This window comes from Paenibacillus sp. J2L1-98 (assembly GCF_056269405.1).
Genome location: NZ_JBWDNW010000032.1, coordinates 20,326 through 35,416 on the forward strand (window position 1 = coordinate 20,326; position 15,091 = coordinate 35,416).

General features: G+C 49.3%; 13 protein-coding genes. 2 read left to right on the forward strand and 11 right to left on the reverse strand.

Going from position 1 to position 15,091, the window contains the following annotated elements; genetic code table 11:
- Positions 1-24: 24 nt before the first annotated feature.
- The 4 genes from AC0YNZ_RS29220 to AC0YNZ_RS29235 form a co-directional block, all read right to left on the reverse strand.
- Positions 25-1,776, reverse strand: a complete 1,752-nt coding sequence (locus tag AC0YNZ_RS29220; protein WP_475829903.1) for a glycoside hydrolase family 35 protein — start codon at positions 1,774-1,776, stop codon at positions 25-27.
- Positions 1,776-2,738, reverse strand: coding sequence for a sialidase family protein (locus tag AC0YNZ_RS29225; protein ID WP_475829904.1), 963 nt, complete (start codon positions 2,736-2,738; stop codon positions 1,776-1,778). Before AC0YNZ_RS29225 ends, AC0YNZ_RS29220 begins: the two co-directional genes overlap by 1 nt.
- Positions 2,739-3,397: 659 nt before the next feature.
- The gene (locus AC0YNZ_RS29230) at positions 3,398-4,210 is read right to left on the reverse strand and encodes an N-acyl homoserine lactonase family protein (protein ID WP_475829905.1); all 813 of its coding nucleotides are present in this window, start codon (positions 4,208-4,210) and stop codon (positions 3,398-3,400) included.
- A 146-nt stretch (positions 4,211-4,356) separates the two neighbouring features.
- Positions 4,357-4,842, reverse strand: coding sequence for a MarR family winged helix-turn-helix transcriptional regulator (locus AC0YNZ_RS29235; RefSeq protein WP_475829906.1), 486 nt, complete (start codon positions 4,840-4,842; stop codon positions 4,357-4,359).
- 328 nt (positions 4,843-5,170) lie between these two features.
- Here AC0YNZ_RS29235 and AC0YNZ_RS29240 point away from each other — a divergent pair, with 328 nt between their 5' ends.
- Positions 5,171-6,136, forward strand: coding sequence for an acetylxylan esterase (locus tag AC0YNZ_RS29240; protein WP_475829907.1), 966 nt, complete (start codon positions 5,171-5,173; stop codon positions 6,134-6,136).
- Positions 6,137-6,545: 409 nt separating this feature from the next.
- On the opposite strand, the gene AC0YNZ_RS29245 is transcribed toward AC0YNZ_RS29240, so the two are convergent.
- From AC0YNZ_RS29245 to AC0YNZ_RS29275, 7 genes are all read right to left on the reverse strand, one after another.
- A complete protein-coding gene (locus tag AC0YNZ_RS29245; protein WP_475829908.1) occupies positions 6,546-7,988 on the reverse strand; it encodes a nicotinate phosphoribosyltransferase in 1,443 nt (480 codons plus the stop codon).
- 107 nt (positions 7,989-8,095) lie between these two features.
- Positions 8,096-8,566 (reverse strand): YdeI/OmpD-associated family protein, encoded by a 471-nt coding sequence (locus tag AC0YNZ_RS29250; protein WP_475829909.1) that lies wholly within the window; start codon positions 8,564-8,566, stop codon positions 8,096-8,098.
- Complete coding sequence (locus AC0YNZ_RS29255) at positions 8,563-9,162, reverse strand: response regulator transcription factor (protein WP_110774150.1); 600 nt, start codon at positions 9,160-9,162, stop codon at positions 8,563-8,565. Before AC0YNZ_RS29255 ends, AC0YNZ_RS29250 begins: the two co-directional genes overlap by 4 nt.
- 28 nt (positions 9,163-9,190) lie before the next feature.
- Complete coding sequence (locus AC0YNZ_RS29260) at positions 9,191-10,309, reverse strand: sensor histidine kinase (RefSeq protein WP_475829910.1); 1,119 nt, start codon at positions 10,307-10,309, stop codon at positions 9,191-9,193.
- 146 nt (positions 10,310-10,455) lie between these two features.
- Entirely contained in the window at positions 10,456-11,517 is a 1,062-nt protein-coding gene (desA, locus tag AC0YNZ_RS29265; RefSeq protein WP_475829911.1) for a Delta(5) desaturase DesA, read from the reverse strand.
- Positions 11,518-11,761: 244 nt separating this feature from the next.
- Positions 11,762-12,994 (reverse strand): aminopeptidase, encoded by a 1,233-nt coding sequence (locus AC0YNZ_RS29270; protein WP_475829912.1) that lies wholly within the window; start codon positions 12,992-12,994, stop codon positions 11,762-11,764.
- Between the two features lie 115 nt (positions 12,995-13,109).
- Positions 13,110-14,066: a helix-turn-helix transcriptional regulator gene (locus tag AC0YNZ_RS29275; RefSeq protein ID WP_475829913.1), complete on the reverse strand. Its 957-nt coding sequence runs from the start codon at positions 14,064-14,066 to the stop codon at positions 13,110-13,112.
- Positions 14,067-14,203: 137 nt separating this feature from the next.
- On the opposite strand from AC0YNZ_RS29275, the gene AC0YNZ_RS29280 reads away from it, so the two are divergent.
- Positions 14,204-15,088 (forward strand): SDR family oxidoreductase, encoded by an 885-nt coding sequence (locus AC0YNZ_RS29280; protein ID WP_475829914.1) that lies wholly within the window; start codon positions 14,204-14,206, stop codon positions 15,086-15,088.
- Positions 15,089-15,091 lie beyond the last annotated feature (3 nt).

Consider the following 15,091-nt stretch of genomic DNA (forward strand, 5'->3'; position numbering starts at 1 on the left):
ATACTCTCCTGGTTGTCCTATTTCTCAGCTATTCCATACCGGCGAATCCGTGAATGTAATTGCGGTTTCATCCGTTCCGTGCAGCTCGAATACGACAATGTCGTTATTTCCTTGACGCAGTAACGGAGCCGGTACATAAAGCGTTTGCTGAGGCCCTTTTTCCCAATAGCGTCCTAAATTGAACCCGTTCAAAAACACGACACCTTTCGTCCAGCCGCCCATGTGGATAAACGTATCCTCCGGCCGGTCAACGTAAAGGTCAGCCTTATAAAAGGCAGGATGCATCTGTACAGATACCGCATCAAAAGTAAGCGGAGACAGATCCTCCACCGGAAGCGGGTGGATCAGCCAATCGAACAAAAATTGAAAGCCGAGCCGGGCGCCCTCCGTAATCCCTTTGCGGTCTTTCAAATAAGGGCCGTAATTGATTCTTCCCATGTTCTCGACCACGATGCGGAGCTCGGCCCCGCCAGCCGGAACCTCGAAGGAAACGGTTTGCTCCTCGCTCGCACGTTCAATGACTCCGATAAATTGACCATTCAAGTAAATGAGTGCCCTGTCCCGCACCTCCTGCAGATGCAGCTGCTCCATCGGCCTCGGCCCGGATATCCAAGTCGTATAAACGATAAAGCCGAAGCTTTGCCCCAGCTTTTCCATAGGCAGCGGCGTAGGCGACGAAATGGCTGTGGACAGCGCATCCAGATGCCCGAACAAATCCGCCTGTCCGGTCATTTTGACCCTTCCGTATGCCCTTCTCGGCGCAGGCTCAGGAAGCTTCAGCTCATCTAATACCATATAACTTGAAAGCACCTCGCGGACGGCATAATATTTATCCGTCGGCCGCCCCGTTTCATCGAGCAGCGCATCATAGTCATAGCTTGTCGTCGTAGGCTCATAGTGATCGCGAAGCTGAGCGTTCGCTCCGTTATAGAAGCCGAAGTTCGTCCCGCCGTGGAATAAATAAAAGTTGACGGAGGCATTCGCCTGCAGCATCTCCTCAAATACGGCGGCCACATCCGCTGCGTCCCGCGTATGATGCGGCTTTCCCCAATGATCGAACCACCCGTTCCAATATTCCATGCACATGAGCGGATGGTCCTGCTGATAGTCGAGCAGCTTCGCGAATGAGGAATCAGGCCTCGACCCGAAATTAACGGTCGCCAGAACGCCGGGGACAGAGCCGCCCTGCAGCAAAGCGTCGGTCGGACCATCCGAGGTGAACAGCAGCACATCGATTCCCCGCTGCCGCATCCCTTCCTTCAAATAATCCAAATACTTACGGTCATTGCCGTAGCTGCCGTATTCATTTTCAATCTGCATAGCAATAATCGGCCCGCCCTTCGTGCAAAGAAAAGGCTCCAGCCTCGGCAGCAATTCGTCAAAATAAGCGTCTACTTTCTCTAAATAAGGCTTATAGCTGCAGCGCAGCTGCATATCCGAATCGGCAAGCAGCCATGCCGGCAAGCCTCCGAATTCCCACTCCGCGCAAATGTACGGGCTGGGACGAACGATCACGAACAAATCCAGCCCCGCGGCGATATGAATAAATTTCTCCATATCCGCCAGACCGTCAAAGCAAAATTGCCCCGGCTGAGGCTCATGCAAATTCCACGGAATATACGTTTCTACCGTGTTAAATCCGCATGCTTTAAGCTTCAGCAGCCGATCCTCCCAATATTCGGGAACGACCCGAAAATAGTGAATGGCGCCAGATACAATTCGAATCGGTTTACCGTCAAACATAAAGCTGCTTCCGCTAATACGGAATGTCCCCATTACAATGTCAGCTCCCAAAAGGCAATCTTCTTCCGATTCCACGTATAAGTGATATATAGCTTGCCGCCCGCTTCGATAATAGCCGGATAAGAAAATTCGCCTTCTCCCTCTTCCAGCACGAGAGCTTGCTGCCAGGTTAAGCCGTCATCCTCCGAGAGGCTGACAACAAGCGGCGTTCTTGGTCCCCAGTTAGCCCCGACCGGATTATGAACGAGCGCAAGCATGCCGCCAGCAGTCTTCACAAGATCGATTCCGCTGTTATTGTTAGGCAGCGAGGTCGCATAGGCCTCGCGCCAGCATATTCCCCCATCGATTGAATCGCTGCGGTAAATGAACCCTTCCGTGCTGCGAAGCAGCATAGAAACAAAATTCGGCTGCGATTCCCAGAGCGTCGGCTGAATGACGCCTTTGCCCGGCTCCCGTGTGATCGGTGCCCGGATGATGCAGCTGCTTGTCCACGTCTCGCCCCGGTCGGAAGACACGTCGACGAAAGCCTCCCATGCTTGCTGCTCCAGCGAAGCGGGCGCCACCCAGGTTCCATTTTGCAAAATAATCGGTTTATTCCGTACGGGTCCTCTGCCTCCGCGATCTCCTTGAACAAGCTCTCTTGGCTGCGACCACGTCTGCCCTCCGTCCGTTGAAACCATTATTCGCGTATACCATTCCGTGAACGTATGGCCAACCTTATAAAACAAATAAACGGTTCCGTCCTCATCCGTAAACAAAACCGGGTTCCAATGCGGCAGTCCCTCTTCCTCCGCCGCTTTGACGGGAGGCGACCATATGCCCTTATGACGGCGGGAAATCCATATATCTACATCCGGATCGCCCTCGCAGGTTCCACCGAACCATGCCGCCAGCAGGTCTCCGCCGCATAAATGAGTTAGCGTAGAAGCATGGCAGCTCGGAAAAACATCATTTTGTTCGAAAATATAGCTCTTTGTACCAGCAAGCACAGTCATTCGCAGCCTCCTCGCAGGCAGTCATGACTAACGCCGTAGTTGTCCCCGTCAGCATCCGCCTGCACTGAATTCCAACGCCATGCAGCTGTTGGATTGCTTTGACCTTAATCGGTTTTTGCGCTGCGCTCAACGGGAAATATTCAACCTTTTCTCTTTTTTCCAGCTGCTTCCCTATGAATAAGCCTATATCGGCGTCTGCGCTACTTCTCTATTTTCTAAAGACAATTAAATGGGGGGAAAAAAGCGGAGTTTAACGAATTGGACTGCGTTATTCGGATATACGAACGCAAAAAAGAGACGTCTTGCCGATCTTTGCAGACCGCACATGACGTCTCTTCCTGCGTTATTTATCCTCCTAATTAATCCATATCATTTATATTACATACTCTATACAACTGTAATCGTTAATTGACAATATCCTCCTTGTAAAAAACACGGCAGCCTTCTCGAGCATGTTTATCCGGCTCTCTATCACCGTTAATTTATCATATATATCTTTTAGTTCGTTCAATCTGTTTTTTTAACAAATCAAAATATCGATCGTAAATATGTGCGTCATTCACGTTAACTGTTAATGTGCCTAAAATATAAGCTTCCTCGTATTTCGAATTTCGTAACGAGAGTGCGTCTGCACGGGTCATTACCTCTGACCAGCTTATTTAAATAATAACTTGCGGCGCAATCTCGATGTCGTGATTGACGATAACCATTCTGCAATCGTCTCTTCCGGAAAAATCACTCAGCCATCTCAGCGATTTATCAGCTTGGTCGACACTTGTTGTAACACCCGGCAATATATGCTCCTCCCAAGATTTTCTCGCATATCCGACGTCACTGCCAAGCAATACCCAACCCTCATCGGTTTTTACAAGTAAAGAAACCATGCCCTTGCTATGTCCGGGTGTGAACACCAGATAGACCGAACCATCTCCGAACAAGTCGAGACCGGATTTATAAGGACCATGCGGAATGGACTTCATCTGGAACGTTTCAACGTTTATGCCTTCCCACATAGAGGGGATGTAATTGGCGTCGTTATTTGCCGCTTTCCACTCTAATTCGGAAACAATGATACGTTTTGCACCGGCTACATGTTTAAGTCCGCTTACATGATCGGAATGAAGATGAGTCATAACTACAAAATCAAGATCCCGGTCCCTATAGCCCAGCCGCATCAGCTGTTCCCGGACGGATTGACCTGGAGGCAAGATTCCCGTGATCATCGTACTTGCCAGAAAGCCCAGATGTTTACGCACATTCAAGCGCATGTCTTCATGCCAGCCGGCGTCTACCAATATGAGACCTCTCGGATGTTCAATCAAATACGCAGAGACGGGAACCCACATTCTCCAGCGATTAGGCCGCAACCAGCCTGAGAATGGCAAAGGATGCAGCGTTTTCTCCTTAAAGGGCAATGCGCGGTCGACATTGACGCTTCCTGTATGCAGGACGTGAATTTTTGTTTTGCTCATCGTTTCTTACCCCCTTAATTAAATGATGTGTCATCTATTTACAATATAAGTGACGTGTCATCTATTGTCAAGCGCATAATCATACAGAAGAGAATTAAGCCAAACAAAATGGCGCCGTTGAAACTTCCGACGCCAACCTGACAACTTTAATTAATTGTGTGTCCTAGCATGTATCCCCGTTTTTTTAACGTGTCCGTCAAAGGATGCCCATCCAGAAAACGAAGCAATAATGAACAAATCAACTCTAGCTCCTCGTCTGAGTAAATGTCCAAAAGCTTTTCGTACAGCTGTTTTTCGATGCTTGCAACAGTGCCCGCTTTCTCGGCCCCCTTAGCTGTTAATTGAAGAATTACGAACCGTGAATCCTTCGGATCAACGACTTTCTCAATAAGACCATCCTGTGTCATCCGCTCGATAAGCCGTGACGGACTGCCGGCTTCGCAGATCAACAACTGGCCAAGCTCTTTGAGAGACAGGTTTTTCCAATCCTCCAAAATACGTAACACTTCTGCTTGCGAGGACGTAAGACCGTTCTCCTTCAGCAAATCATTCAGCTCCCGATTGCCCTGCCGCTGCGTAGCCAGTATGACATAACGCAGTGCTTCTGCCCGGGAATATTTACTTTCATCCAACTGCAATCACCCGTTTTCCAATAAATATTTCATACATTCATATTTATTGCTTCAGTTTGTATGCTGCTAATCAACAGCTTGAGCTGCCATTATCAATGAATGAACGATTCTGTTTATGTTAGCATAAAGATGAACCATCATTTTTTATGGTATATGATGTGTCATCTATTGTCAAACCTCGGTAGCACTTCAATTGCCTGCCGCTGTTTTGCAGCACTGTCGGAATTGTACAGCAGTTATGGTGGTTGCGCTTTCAGTTCACAATTGCTATCATCATCCTAGCTTCAATTCTAGTTGTTCAATCTAAATAAAAAGGATGGTTAATGAAATGGCACAGCCGTATGATTTGCCCCTCGATCAGTTGCGAGAGTATAAGCCTGCTCTAACACGGCGAGATGATTTTGATGCTTTCTGGAACGCAACGCTGGCCGAACTCGCCAAGGTGCCTCTTGCATATGAGCGGACTGAGCTGAGCTATCCGGTAAAGGGCTTGAAGGTTTACCGCGTATTCTACCAAGGCTTTAATGATGCGAGGATCGAAGCCATTCTCGCCTTGCCCGAGCAAGCAGATCCACTTCCGGGCATCGTCGCTTTCCATGGCTATAATTGGTGTGTTGACGGAGATATTCACGATACGGTGAATCAGGCTTTGAAGGGCTATGCCGTTCTGAAAATGTTCTGCCGGGGCCAGCATGGCGAAAGCGAGGACAATGTGGTGTCGTCGAACGGTCATGTTGCCGGATGGATGGCTAAGGGCATTCAAAATAAGGATGAGTATTATTACCGTGCCGTTTATATGGATGCGGTACGCGCCATCGACATATTGGCAGCTATGCCGGAGGTTAATGCCGCTCGCATCGCCGTAACGGGCGGCAGCCAAGGCGGCGCGATCACTCTCGCAGCCGCTGCGCTATCGAATGTGCCTAAGCTGGCGGTTGCTGATCACCCGTACTTATCGAACTTCGAACGCGCGATCGATACGACGCCGCGCGGACCGTACAGCGAGCTTAACGACTACTTCCGCCGCCATTCAGGCAGCCCGGCAATCGAAACAAATGCGAAGGAAACGTTAAGCTATTTCGATATTATGAACCTCTCCCCGCGTATTAGCTGCTACTCCTGGCTGACGATCGGGCTTGTCGACGATATTACACCGCCGTCCACCGTCTTTGCCGTATACAATCATTTAACCTGCGACAAAGACATCGCCGTATATCGCTACTTCGGACATGAGCTTGTGCCAGGCTCTATTGCACCCCGGCTGCAATTATTTATGGATTACTTGCAAAGCTAGTTGTTTTTAAAATAAATGACATCTGCACACTTCCTAGCCGCAGATGTCCTTTGTCGTCTATGCTCCCAGCTCCCAGTCATTTAGTTCGATTTTTGCAGCTTAATAATGAGCGTATCGGAGTTCCTTGCCCATTAGTTCGAGTTCATACACTTAAAGAACTGCTTTAACGCGAAGCGCAGAAAAAAGAGCCCTTTAGTTATGCGCAATCGACTTAAGTGGGCTCTTTTCACGAGACTGCTCGAATTAGTTCGACAAAATCGAATTACTGGCGAGATGGGCCATACCAGTGCGTGCTAGGGAAACGAATATCGTCTCCCCTAAGGCGCTGCTAAAGAAACGAAAATCGTCTCCCCCCCCCTTAAGCTGCCATCCGCCTCATTAAGCACGCCTATTCCTTACAAAGCACCGGCTACAGCTGGTGCTTCTTTATGAGCTCCATCTTCAACTCCCATACCGCTTCGCTTAAATTTACCCGGTACGCTTCAGCGTTCAGCTTACGCAAATATTGCGGCCAAAACAGCTCGAACTGCCTCTTGTGATAGCTGCGGATCTGCTCCAAGCCCGGCAGTTCATACACCAATTCCCCTTGTACAAAAATCGGCTTTAATAACGATATCGCTTCATAGTGATCGATATATTTGTGTATGTAGGAATGAACGGGGTCAAACAGCTTAATTCGCTCTCCTCTTTTAATCTGCTGCTCACCTTTGAGCGTAATATAATCCGCCTCTGCTTTGCCGGTCTGCGTATTGATGATTCGGTAAAGCTCCTTGAAGCCCGGTGTCGATACCTTCTCCGGATTGGCCGAAATTTTAATGACCGGCTCGTAGCTGCCGTTCTTCTCACGAGCAACCAGTTTGTAAACGCCGCCCAGCGACGGCTGATCCGCAGCGGTAATCAGCTGCGTTCCGACGCCCCATACATCAATCTTCGCCCCTTGCGACTTGAGATTAGAAATAATGCTCTCGTCCAAGTCGTTCGAAGCAACGATCTGCACATAGGATAACCCGGCTTCATCTAACATTTTTCGCGCCTCTTGCGACAGATACGCTAGGTCTCCGCTATCGAGACGGATCGCATTCATCCGCTTCCCTTGACTCTCCAGTAAACGGGCTATCTTAATGGCGTTCGGAACCCCGCTTTTGAGCGTATTGTAAGTGTCTACCAGCAGGGTCACCTGATCCGGCAGCGAATCCGCATAAGCGCGAAACGCCTCCTCCTCCGTATCATGCCCCTGCACCCACGAATGAGCATGCGTCCCTTTAGCCGGAATGCCGAAGAGCATGCCCGCCCGCATATTCGAGGTCGCATGGAAGCCGGCTATATAAGCGGCTCTTGCACCCCATATGGCAGCGTCCGCCTCTTGCGCCCGCCTTGTCCCAAACTCAAGCAAAATGCCATCCGGCGCTACCTGCTTGATTCGCGCAGCCTTCGTCGCGATAAGCGTCTGATAGTTCATCATATTCAGGATGGCTGTCTCCACGAGCTGCGCTTCGAATATACGGGCCTCCACGCAAAGTAAAGGCTCGTTCGCAAAGACGAGCGTCCCTTCCTCTACCGCAAAAATATTGCCCGTGAAGCGGAAGCCGCGCAGCGCATCCAGAAACTCCTCTTTGTAGCTTTCTTCCTGTTCACGCAAATAAGCGATTTCCTCATCTCCAAAACGAAGCGTGCGGATATATGCCACAATTCTCTCTAATCCCGCAAATACGGCAAATCCGTTCCCGAAGGGAAGCTTGCGGAAATAAACCTCAAAAACCGCCTTCTCATTCAAGGTACCTTGCAGCCAATGCGCGTACATCATATTGATTTGATATTTATCCGTATGAAGTGTCAAGTTAGAATAACTCATCCCATTAACTCCCTTCCCTAGTACTCTTTCCTTAAGTCGTTTCGCTCACTCCAAGAAACAAAAAAATGCGCCGTTGTGATCGACTTAGCCGACTCACTAGCGCATTATCATTTCAGCCTACGTCCGTCTGTTAATTTCACGATCGCTTTACTAACCCGGTCGATTCTCGTTTCAGGCTTCTTCGCTGCTTCGATCCAGCTCACGTATTCTTTCTGATAAGAATAAGAGAGCTGTCCAAAAAAAGCTCCGGCGCCCTCATTGGCTTCCAGCTGCAGGGCAAAGTCGTCCGGTACCTGTACGACACGTTCTTCATCGTCGCGCTCCATCGTCATGCTGACCGTGCAGCCAGCTGTAACCTCTGCCGCATCCCTTAATGCTTGGTTAACGACCATAAAGTGCGTCCCGTTACCATGCGGCATTAAAGATCCCTTATAGGTAAAACCATTTATTGTACCTTTAACCCTCACCTGCGATTTACGGCCGAAGAGCTCCTCAACGTCAAAAGGAACCGTTACATATGTCCAAGAGCCGACTGCTTCCGGTTTCACCAAAACCGCTTCAAATGAATGGACTTTCATTTAAACCAACCCTTCTCCTTAAAGCGTGTAATCGCTTCGATACGGTTGCTGACGTCAAGCTTATCGAGAATGACGCTTATATAATTGCGGACAGTTCCTGTCGTAATGAAGAGCTCGCTCGCAATTTCCTTCGTATTCTTTCCATCCGCAACGAGAACAAGCACTTCCTTCTCCCGCTCCGTTAACGGATTTTCTTGTCCGTAGGCCTCATCGACCAGCTCGGTAGCGAAAATACGCCGTCCAGCCATCACGCTCCGAATCGAGTTGGCAAGCTCCTCGCTGGGGCTGTCCTTCAACAAGTAGCCGCTAACTCCCGCCTTGAGGGCGCGTTCAAAGTAACCGGACCGTGCAAACGTCGTTAAAATAATGACTTTGCAGCCTTGCCCCTTCAGCTCCTCGGCAGCGTCAAGCCCCGTCTTAGCCGGCATTTCAATATCCATAATGCATATGTCTGGCTTAAGCTCATGAACAAGACTTATCGCGTCTTCTCCGTTGCCTGCTCTTCCGACGACCTTCATGTCCTCTTCCAAATCAAGCAAAGAAGCGAGGGCGCCCAGCAGCATGCGCTGATCCTCGGCAATGACGATTCTAATCATATCCCTCAATCCCTTCGTTAGCTAAGCGTTAGATTTGTTTAATTACATTCGGCACTCTGATCATGAGCGTCGCACCGTCATTCGTGACAATGTCCAAGCTTCCGTTCACGAATTCAAGACGCTCCTTCATGCCTTGAAGGCCATGCCCGCCGCAGTTTCTAGCCGACTCGGGAATGCCTACGCCATTATCCTTCACCGTAAGCAAGAGCTCTGTGCGCGATGATTGTATCGTAACGGTGCATGTGGTTGCTCCGCTGTGCTTCACAACATTCGTTACCGCTTCCTTCAAGCACATGCTGAGCACGTTTTCAGTCAATAGATTCGTATTGCCCAGCTTCCATTCGCCTTCGAGCTCGAATGCAATTTCGGCCGCTTTCAAAATCTGCTTGACCCGAAACATTTCGTCCTCAAGCCTCGTACCGCGCATCTGCGTAACCATTTCCCTTACTTCCTTTAATGCCATTCTCGCCGTCTGGCGAACGTCATTGATTTCAGCCTGCGCTTCTGCCGGATTTTTGATCATCAGCTTCCCTGCCAAATCACTCTTTAAGCCGATGAGCGAAAGTTTCTGCCCGAGCGTATCATGCAAATCACGCGCGATCCGCTGCCGCTCTTCCAGCTTAACCAGCTCCGAAATCCGCTTATTCGCATCCTCAAGCTTTCCTTCGAGCTGTCCCTGCTTATTCTTGTTGTACGTATTGAAGGGAAGCAGGATAACGACGATCAGGCTAATAAGAATGAACGGAAACTGTGTGAAAAACAAACTGTTTTGCGTAGCGAAGCCGTAATTGACCGTTACGAATGTACTTACGATATGAATCGTGTACAGGGTGAAAAATCCGGCCCGATTCTGAATGTTTCCGATAAAGAAAGCTAAAAAAATCGAAAAATAAACGTAGCTGAACAACATCGTCATCGCAATCGATATGGCAATTTGCACACTCGTCCAGAAATAAACGAGCCATCCTTTGGAAACAAAGGACAGACGGTAACAAATAAAGAACAGGATAATCATAATAATGCCGGAAACGACCTCATAGGGCGAGGACGAGCGAAAAATAAAGTAAAAAGGCAGAATACAGAAGACGACCCAAACATAAGGGCTTAAACCTGTATTTTTATGAAAAATCTGATACCACTTGTTCATGGTCGTCCACCCTTTTTCCTATGCCAGGCTTTGATTGCAATTATAGTTATAATCATTTTAGCATATACGTTTGTTCAAGTATTTATTTTCCTTGTAAGACAAAAAAGTTAGAAGCCAGCCTGTGACGGCATGGCTTCTATATTACACTACTTGAATTTCAAGCTTGGACGCGTTGCTTTCAGCTGGTCTGAAACCGATTCGGATTTCGCTTTCCGAAGACGGTGCTTGATCCCTTTGAAGCTGACAAATTTTTTGTCTGTTTCATCCCAAAGGCGGAATTGGAGCGACTCCAAACTCTCGCTTATCGTAATCGTCGTCGCTTTGTGCAGCGGCGGCGTCGCATTATGCGCCTGCTCTAAATAATAGTTCGGAACCTTCGGGCTCAAATGATGTACATGGTGGAAGCCGATGTTGCCCGTAATCCACTGCAATACTTTAGGAAGCTTGTAGTAAGAGCTTCCGTCAACAGCTGCCTTCACGTAGCTCCATTCGTCTTCGGATTCAAAGTAGGAATCCTCGAATTGATGCTGCACATAGAACAACCAGATGCCGAGCAGACCGGATACGAAAAACACGGGGCCTTGAACAAGCAGGAAAGCTTGCCAGCCGATTGCCCAAACAAGCAATGCATATAAGCCTACGATCAATACATTCGTCAAATAAGTGTTCATCCGTTCCTTGCGTCTTGCGCCCTTAACGTTAAAACGATATTGAATAAGGAATACGCCAATTGGACCTAGACCAAACATCACGAGCGGATGGCGGTACATCCGATATGCAATGCGGCGGATCAGCGGCGCTTTAGCATATTCTTCTACGGTAAGAATCCACAAGTCGCCAACGCCCCGCTTATCGAGGTTACTGCTCGTTGCGTGATGAATGGAATGGGAGTTTTTCCACTGTCTATAAGGAACAAGCGTAAGTACGCCTGTTATGGTACCTATAATGTCATTTGCCTTTTTGCTTTTGAAGAACGATCCGTGGCAGCAGTCATGAAAGATGATGAATGTCCGAATGACGAAACCGGAAGTAAGCAGCACCAAAGGAGCAGTAAGCCAGTACGATATCGAAAGACTATAGTAAGCGGCATACCAGAGCAGAACGAGTGGCACTAAGGTGTTAAAAAGCTGTCTGATACTCGACTTTAAATCCGTTTTCTCAAATGGGGCAACTTCTTTTTTCAGGTGAGCTTGTTTCGGCTCTGTCATTGCATTCTTCCTCCTCAAAATGACGCATGGAGAGTATCCCGGACGTCTAACGCAGTATTCTAACTATATTGTAAAGAAAAGTGTCAGGTCATTGTAGTCATAAACGTCAATAAGAAGACATGACAAATGTCATATATCACGCTGGGAAGTCGCCGGTTATATGGCACGAATCCCAGGAAAAAGAAAAAGAGCTATTCAAAAGAAGCAGATGCCTCTTTCAGATAGCCCTTACTCCATACTTGTGTTAAATTGCCCAGTTGCCTTTGCGGAAGATCGGTACGACTGTGCCGTCTTTCGTAATCCCGTCGATATCCATCTCTGCGGAGCCGATCATGAAATCATTATGCGTAATGCTTGCATTAACGCCATGCTCTTCAAGCTCTTCCGGAGACATCGTTTTGCCGCCCTCGATATTGAACGCATAGCCGCTGCCAATTGCAAGGTGATTCGACGCGTTCTCATCAAACAATGTGTTGTAGAACAAAATGTTAGACTGTGAAATCGGCGACTCGTGAGGGACGAGCGCGACCTCCCCAAGGTAATGAGAGCCCTCGTCGATATCGACCAGCTGCTGCAATATTTCTTGCCCCTCCCCGGCCTCTGCCTTCACGATACGCCCGTTCTCGAATGTCAGCTTGAAGCGATCGATAATGTTGCCGCCGTAGCTAAGCGGCTTCGTGCTCGAAACATAGCCGTTTACACCCGTTTTGAGCGGTACCGTAAACACTTCCTCCGTCGGCATATTCGCCATAAATGGCACGTTGCTTACATTCGTGCTGCCTGCAGCGACCCAAATATGCTTCTCCGGCAATTCGATCGTAAGATCCGTTCCGGGAGCGGTGTAATGCAATTTTTGAAAATGGTTCTTGTTCAGCGTCTCGCCTTTGCTATGTAAGTTAGCGTTATGCTCTTCCCATGCTTTAACAGGATCGTCCGCATGCAGTCTTACGGAATCAAAAATCGCATTCCACAGCTTCTCAACCGCTTCCTCTTCCCCGGCTTCAGGGAATACTTTAGCGGCCCATTGCTTGCTCGCAGCCGCAACGACCGTCCAGCTTACCTTGTCAGCCTGAATCGCCCTGCGGAATTCCTTTAAACCTTGTCCGGAAACCTTCTGGAAATTTGAGATCCGGCTGGAGTCTATCCCTTTCAGCAAATCAGGACTGGATGATACGATGGAGATAAACGCAGCGCCGCGTTCCACGAACGAATTGCGCTTGCCCGTCTCCCATTCGGGGAACCGCGTAAACACCTCATCCGCCGCTTTCTCATATTTCAAACGGGACAATGAATCGTCGGTCCAATCGACATGCACGTTGCTCGCGCCAGCCGCATATGCTTTGCTTGCCACAAGTCTGACGAGCGCTGCGTTATCGACAGCCCCGGTCACGAATACCTCTTGCCCCTGCTGGACGTTCACACCGATTTTTACGATTAGTTCTGCATACTTATCAAAATGATTTGCAAATCCACTCATGATTCGTATTCTCCCTTCTATCATATCCACCAGTTAAATATTGGCTATAGCTTGAATTGTATCTAATGAACATGGCTATAGTCAAATAACGCAGCAATGCGCAAACCTCTATTTTCTACAATACGCCATAAAGCTCATTCATGCCTTTCGCCTCGGCCATAATCCTTGCGCGCAGCTCGGCCGGTTCAACCGCCTGCATACGCGAGCCGAAGCTAAGGACGATTTCGCAGGCGGACTCTACCGTTTGAAATTCAACCGTTGCTGTCAGCCAGCCCTGCTCATCTGATGGCCCGCTCTCGATTATTTTGACATAACGCTCCTTGGAGAGCCGCGTGAGCGTGGATTCCAGCAGCTTGACCTTCGCGGCATATTGAGGCAGTCTTTGCTTAAACTCCGCCATAGACTGCTCCCAATAGCCCGCCAAATCAAAATCGGCCGGCCGCTGAAACCGCTCCTCCAGCATATCCGCTCCCAATAGACGAGATATGCGATACGTTCGCTTCTCGCCGTCCGCCTCGCTTACTAAATACCATACGTTCCGCTTGGCAACGAGCCCTAACGGGGAGACGGTCCGCTCGACCGCACCATCCTCCCTCTGATAACGCAGCCGTAATAGCCGCTCCTCCCACACTGCCTCCTGCACAATGGACAAATACGGCAGCGACTCCTGCATTTGATGCCAGCCCGCTCCGTCGATATGTATCTTTTGCCTGGCGAGAGCCGCGCCTCTGCTCACCTCTGCGGGAGAAGCGGCCAGCAGCTTCTGAACGGCGGCATCGTAATGCTTCGCAATGCCCAGATCGCCTAGCAAAACAGAATGGCTGGCAACGATGACAGATATAAGCTCATCGGTATGCATGCCTGTCAAATTCGTCCGGTATCCCTCTGATAAAACCCATCCCCCGTTAAAGCCTCTCTCCGCATACACAGGAACGCCCGCCTCGCTCAACGATTCCATGTCGCGAATGATGGTTCTCTCAGACACCTCCAGCTTTTCCGCTAACGCTTTGGACGTCATTTTCCCGTTGTTTTGCATCAATAATATGATAGTTATCAATCGTCCTGCTCTCATGCATCCGTCTCCTTGCCCGTCCTAATTCGGATTCCAACTTTCATTTAATTGTAGCATAAATATATGACATTAGTTGTCGTATTCCTTCTGCTAAACTGACAAAGAGTAAACTATAAAAGCGAATGGGAGTGATTCAGGTGCAGGCATTAAAAGGAAAAATAGCGGTAGTCGCCGGTTCTACGCGCGGAGCTGGCCGTGGAATCGCCGCAAGCCTGGGCGAAGCGGGAGCAACGGTTTATTGTACGGGGAGAAGCATTCGCGGCCAAGCCTCCGATTTGAACCGGGCTGAAACGATCGAGGAGACAGCAGAGCTTGTCACCGCACTGGGCGGCGTTGGCATTCCAATTCGAGTGGATCATACAGTAGAGGCGGAGGTTCAGGCTTTATTCGAGCAAGTAAGCAGGGAACAGAACGGTCAGCTCGACGTGCTTGTCAATAACATCTGGGGCGGAGAGCAGTTAACGGAATGGGATAAGCCGTTTTGGGAGCATTCCTTGAGCAAGGGGCTGATCATGCAGGAGCGTGCCGTGAAGGCGCATCTCATTACGAGCTTTTACGGGGCGCCATTAATGGTGCGGAGAGAGAAAGGCTTGATCATTGAAGTAACCGACGGGATCGATTACCGCTATCGCGGAAGCTTATTTTATAGCCTGGCCAAAATATCACCGATCCACCTTGCCGCAGCAATGGCTGCCGATTTAAAGCCGTACGGGGTTTCTGCGGTTGCGGTAACGCCCGGCTTTCTCCGCTCGGAGGAAATGCTGGAGCACTTTGGCGTAACGGAGGCCAATTGGCTTGATGCCGTGCAAAGCGGCAAGCCCCATGCCGAGCATTTCAGTCAGTCGGAAACGCCGTATTTCATTGGCCGGGGAATTGCCGCGCTTGCAGCAAGCAATCATTTGCCTGAAAGATCCGGACAGGTGTTTTCAAGCTGGCAGCTGTCTGATGAATTCGGCATCATCGATGCCGATGGCAGACGTCCGCACTGGGGGAACTACGCGAAGGAGCACGGCTTCTTGTAGCCT